The sequence below is a fragment of the Xanthomonas arboricola pv. populi genome (assembly GCF_002939945.1).
GTDB lineage: Bacteria > Pseudomonadota > Gammaproteobacteria > Xanthomonadales > Xanthomonadaceae > Xanthomonas > Xanthomonas arboricola_A.
On record NZ_MDEB01000018.1, the window covers coordinates 1 to 4,264 of the forward strand.

Below are 4,264 nucleotides of genomic sequence, written 5' to 3' on the forward strand. Positions count from 1 at the left end.
ACCGCAGACCTCTAGTTTTAGCTGGCATTGAATTGTGGGGAGTCGACAGACATACTCGGTGTGATAGGTCGTCGTCGTCGCAAGGCGGGCGCGCTCATCGGCGCTCAGTTCGCTTCTCAGCATCACTGTCCGCACTTCTCCTTCGCTTGGAATGGATTGCGTTGCCCGTTGATCGCCGGCCCAGCCCTGCTGCTGCACCATGCCGGCTTCTTCGTCAGCAATCATCTGCTGACGGGATGCGGCGTCTTCCGCATCCCATTGCGTAAAGTTAGTGCGCCGTTGATCTGCTTGAGCCAGCGATGCCAACCCCCTGCGATTGAGGCTGCTGCTCAGTACATTACCAAACGCATCGACAAACACGTCCTGGTAATTTACTGCGCCACCCACCATGCCTTGACGTACATGCGCGCTCACTACACCGGCGGTGATGCCGGAAACAATGTCTCGACCGTAGCTGCTGGCATCGATACCCAGTGCACCGGAGATCGTGGGCGCCAATTGCTGCGTGATGCCCGCCGCCACCGCACTGGCGGCGACGCTCTTCCAACTAAAACTGGCCTCGTTGCCAACGAGCTTGTTGGCAGCATAGTTACTTACGTTGCCGACCGCTGCGGTTGCAATGGCGCTGACCATCGGGCTGGCAGCACCGCTCATCATCGACCCGAACCCTGCCGTCGCTGCGCCGGCTACGGTGCTGGCCGCCACGTTGCGCCAGCTGAAGCTGGTCTGCCCCATCGCACTGCCGACGCCTTGGCTCACGAGACTTCCGGCGAAGCCACCGACAGCACCTCCCACGACGGCCGCTGTGGCCCCAAATGTTCCACCAAGCGCCGCAGCACCGGTCGCCATCGTTGCGCCGATCGTGCCGCCTGCGGCAGTCGTGGCGCTGGCCGCCGCCGCGCTTACAAGTCCGGATGCCGCACCGGCCGTATAAATCGTCACCACAATGGCCACCACCACCATGATGATCATCCCCAACGTGCCGCACCCACTTTCCGGCGGCTTGGGGATATACGGCAGCGACGGCGTGGTCGAGCCGATCGCCTCGCTGGCGTTGAACGGCTTGAACGTATTGGCGTCGTTGGTGTTGGCCTTGACGTCCGGCACATTCAACGTCGCACCGGCCACCAGGCCGCTGTCGTCGTCGATCGCATTGGCTTCGGCCAGCACGTACCACAGGTTGCTGTTGCCGTAGAGCCGTTGCGCCAGGCCGCGTAGCGTGTCGCCGGCCTGCACCGTCACCTTGTAGGTGCCCACATCGGTACTGGCGTAGGCGTTCATCTGCCCCAGCACGTCGGTCTTGCCGTCGAAACGACCCGCCGCCACATATTGCCCATTGGCGAACGCGTACTGCTCGGTGCGCAGGCGCTCGGCATCGTCCTGGGTGAACTTGCCACCCTCGAACGTGCCCTCGGTGCGGCGCAAGATGTTGCCCTCCGCATCCATCGCGAAATACCGCAGCCGGTCGTCGACCTTGCCGCCGGGCGTGTTCTCGCGCACCGACAGCAGCTTGCCCCAGGCATCGTAGGTACTGGTGCTGTTGCTGGTTTTGAAGTCCTTGTGCGTGCTGGTGCCGATGACCTGCTGGGTGAGGTAGGTCTCCGCGCCCTGGTAGGTGTAGCGGTAGGTGTGGGTGTAGCCCTCCGGCGTGGTCATGCCGCTGCCTTGCTCGTTGCGCACCAGCGAGTAGCGGTAGCCGCGCAGGCGGCCGGCGGCGTCGTAGCCGGTGGCGGCGGTGCCGTCCTGGTAGTTGACCACGCTGAGCAGCTGCAGCCCTTCCAGGCCGTCGTCGGGCAGCGGCAGCGGGTTGCCGTCCTCGTCCACCGGCTGATACACCCCGCCCATCGGGATGCCGTAGGCGGTCTGGCTGATCAGCCGGCCATCGGCGTCGTAGCTGCTGACATCGATGCGCTTGGCCGAGCCGTCATCGGCGTACTGGCGGCGTTCCAGCAACCGCCCGGAGGCATCGTAGCGACTGGTCTCCAGCAGGCGGGTGACGCCGTCCGGCAGCGTCTGCACGATGCGTACCACCCGCCCCTGGTCGTCGTAGAACAACTGCTGGCGCTTGAGCACCCCGTTGTCGTAGGACTGGCGCAAGGTGACGTTGCCATCCTTGTCGTAGCTCTGCAGCGAGCTGGTGTCGTCGTTGGCGATGACGATCTTGCCGGCCTGCAGCACGCCGTTGCTGACCGTGACGCGGTTTTCCTTGTCGTAGTCGAACCAGTACGCCTTGTCGACCGGCAGCTCCTTGATTCCCGGTTCGACCGGGGTGTAGGTCCACTGGAAGTCGTCCACCCACAACGGATCGCCGCCGGCGCCCTTGTTGGCGCTCGCACCGATGGTCATGAAGGCCGCACCCGGCGGCACCGTGGCGGTGACCGAGGATTTGTGCCAAGCACCGCCGGAGCCGCTGTCCACCACATTGCCCGAGGACCACGACGAACCCAGGCCACCGGGCAGCATGTTGCCGTTGGCGTCGTACCAGACGATCAGTACCTGCGCGGATGCATCGCCTGCGCTGGAGGCGCCCTGCTGCACCATCACGCTGGCAGTGACACTCTTGCCCGCCGTCACCGCCTAGCGCTTGCTATATGGCCGTTCACGCGGCGACCGCGCCCACTGTGCTGGTGGAGGCACTGAACGCTGCCAAGAAGTAGCCGCTGACTGTCCTCACTGAGCTATCCCATAGGTGCTCCGATCGATCAGGCAACTCTATCCATGGCATTTATTTATTAATTCAATTAACTCCCTCTCTCCACATTACATAATCAGGAGACGCCTCACCCTTAAGAAAGCAGCAAAATACTTCCGCAACTTCTTCCGAAGAAAACCATTCATCTGACTGCATAATCAACTCCCCCCCGCCAAAAGCCAGAACAGTTCCATCAGGGAAGACTTTGCTTTTTTCATGCTTATATGCTCGATATTGCTTTCCAACTGTCATATCTTTTTTTTCTAACATACAAGTCACGCCACCACCGGCGACCTGCAAGTAATCGCCAGATTCATTTTCTAAAGTAGCAAATGAACTTGGGCCATAACTTTTAAGCGCCTTGATAGATGATCTTACTTTAGACTCATCAGGATTCTCGATTTTAGGACAATTTTCTATTTCAAGAATCATTTGTCAACCTCCGGCCGGAAGATACACAGTATATGAGCCAACCACTTTTTCACCAGCTATACGGCCTCTTCCTTCTGCACCAAAACTATTTACATACATATCTACGAACCTTTGATATGGGGTGGGAGTTGCACCGCCACTTTTTATTTCAAGCCCAAATAGAGACACATTAGCATTGCGAGTAACGACATCATGTTTTCTCACCCCAACTGGAGTCACAACTTCCATCTCAGTACCGACTACTTTAACCCCATTTTTCTGCAGAAAATTAGCAAACGAAGCCGCATTCAAAGTTCCAGGTGCAGGAACCCCCCTCATGCTTACAAATTTACCATCTGGAGTATGGAAGCTTCCATCTGGATAGGCTTTGCCGAACCTAACCCCCACGCTGCCAGCCTACGATCGCCCAAGCCCACTGGCACCAATGTCATCAATCATTACGCCATAGTTGCCGTATCGGTTCATGGCCTTGCCGGCCAGCAAGCCGCCGGCAAACTCTCCACCCAAATTCGCGAGCGGACGGTAATCGTTGTCCACAATCGCTGCACCGGCACCGTTGCCAATCGCGGTGCCCAGACCCACGGTTGCGGCGTACAGCGGATTGTGATCCAGCGCGAACTGGTCCCACGTCTGGCCTGAGCGTTCGTAGTCACGCGACATGCCGCTGTTCATCTGAGGCAGCCAATAGTCGCCCTCTCCTCGGAAGAGGTTTGTGGTCACTGCTGCAGCGGCCAGCACCATATCGCCCACCCGCAGCGGCGTATCGGCAACTTCGCGCCCAACCCCTACGAATGCATTGCCGACACCCTCAACAAAGGAGCCGGCGACTTCCCATCCGCTGATGCTGTTGGGATTGATCGTGATTGCTTCCGGATCGATTGGCATCGGCGTAAGCGGACGTACCGTCGAGGGCGCCATGCGTGAGGCATTGATGGCACCAATATCCAACGCGTTGCTGCGTTGGAACGCTCCTACGTCGATGGCATTGCTGCGCCGACGGTCGGCACGGATGTTCTCCACCGTCTGTGCACCGACCGCAAGCATCAACGCTTGGTCACGGAGTTGCTGATCGCTTGCGCGGATCTGGATGCTAGGGAACCTCTGAACAAAGCACAGCAGATGCGCGACACTATTGCCACA

At 59.4% G+C, this 4,264-nt stretch carries 4 protein-coding genes; all 4 read right to left on the bottom strand.

All coding sequences use genetic code 11. The features are described 5' to 3' along the window. Positions 1 to 2,574: LysM peptidoglycan-binding domain-containing protein (locus tag XaplCFBP3123_RS21790; protein WP_253254281.1), on the bottom strand; the 2,574-nt coding region annotated here is incomplete at its 3' end. Between the two features lie 163 nt (positions 2,575 to 2,737). Next, positions 2,738 to 3,124, bottom strand: coding sequence for a hypothetical protein (locus XaplCFBP3123_RS21055; RefSeq protein ID WP_104535794.1), 387 nt, complete (start codon positions 3,122 to 3,124; stop codon positions 2,738 to 2,740). 3 nt (positions 3,125 to 3,127) lie between these two features. Continuing rightward, positions 3,128 to 3,442 carry a hypothetical protein gene (locus tag XaplCFBP3123_RS21380; protein WP_146091415.1) on the bottom strand — a complete coding sequence of 105 codons (315 nt, stop codon included), beginning with the start codon at positions 3,440 to 3,442 and terminating at the stop codon, positions 3,128 to 3,130. A 78-nt stretch (positions 3,443 to 3,520) separates the two neighbouring features. Next, positions 3,521 to 4,264, bottom strand: a 744-nt coding sequence (locus XaplCFBP3123_RS21580; RefSeq protein ID WP_172453431.1) for a hypothetical protein, incomplete at its 5' end; no start/stop codon positions are given.